The sequence below is a fragment of the Cysteiniphilum halobium genome (assembly GCF_003574425.1).
Taxonomy (GTDB): Bacteria; Pseudomonadota; Gammaproteobacteria; order Francisellales; family Francisellaceae; genus Caedibacter; species Caedibacter halobius.
On sequence record NZ_QLIU01000066.1, the window covers coordinates 1 to 1,158 of the forward strand.

The 1,158-nt window shown below is 33.9% G+C and carries 1 protein-coding gene; it reads right to left on the bottom strand.

Annotated features, from left to right (window positions below; all coding sequences use genetic code 11):
• Positions 1-13 precede the first annotated feature (13 nt).
• Positions 14-946, bottom strand: a complete 933-nt coding sequence (locus DNK85_RS10395; protein ID WP_162896678.1) for an ABC transporter transmembrane domain-containing protein — start codon at positions 944-946, stop codon at positions 14-16.
• Between the last annotated feature and the right edge of the window lie 212 nt (positions 947-1,158).

Consider the following 1,158-nt stretch of genomic DNA (forward strand, 5'->3'; position numbering starts at 1 on the left):
TATTTTGGAATGACTATAATATGGGTGTAATCAAAAGTGATAAGACAACATAACAAGGAATAGTTGCCAATACGATTAATGTTAACTTAGCTGAATAAAACCACATGACCGCAAAAAAGATAAAGGTAAACCCAAGATCAATAATCAATGTCAATGCACTACTGGTTAAAAACTCACGAATACTATCAAGCTCTTTAACACGTGCGACGCTTAAACCCACTTGCCGCGCCTCAAAATAGGCTAAAGGCAAACTTAATAAATGCTGATATAGTTTAGTACCCAACTCAACATCAACACGACTTGTCGTATGTGCAAACAAATAGGTACGAATTGCACCTAAAATTACCTCAAAAATACTCACAGCAACAAAACCAATTGCTAAGATTTCCAGCGTAGTTAAGGCTTGATGCACAACAACTTTATCCATCACCACCTGAAAAAATAGTGGTGTCACTAAAGCAAATAACTGCAAGAAAAATGAAGCAATAAGCACATCGCGAAAAACGTGTTTATATTTCCATAATGCGGGAATAAACCATTTGATATTAAATACCTTATCTTTCGAAGGATTATTTTTAGGATTAAGATAAATGACTTTACCGTTAAACAATTGACTAAATTCAGCAGACGATAAACTGATCAACTCACTACTATTAGCTAAAATAACAAGATACTCCTGCTGGTCATTAACACCTACCAAAACGAAATAATTGCTTTTGCCAATAATAATTGCCGGTAAAGCAGATGACTTAATACTCTCGATATCACAGCTTATCTCTTTGGCATAAAAATCATTAGCTTTAAGTGCTCGCAGCAATGCCATATGCTCAAATATGCCATCTACAGCAAACTGATGAAAAACTGTTTTAGGATCCAATGCCACTTGATATAAACTGGCTACTTGTATCAATGCTAATAACGCAGTATTTTGTTGGTCGTCTCGCATTATCTTCCCCAAATATTTGCCCATCCACAGAAAAATATAGATCAAAAAATATAAAAATAAAGAATGATTTTAATATTAATTATAAAGATAAGAGATAAGAGTTGATTGTACTGATCACTATTGAATTTATTAAACTATTTAGCCTTAGCACTCGCCTCCTTTTTAAGCATCATGTTTTAAGATACTTATCTACAGCAATTCCCGCTGAGTGT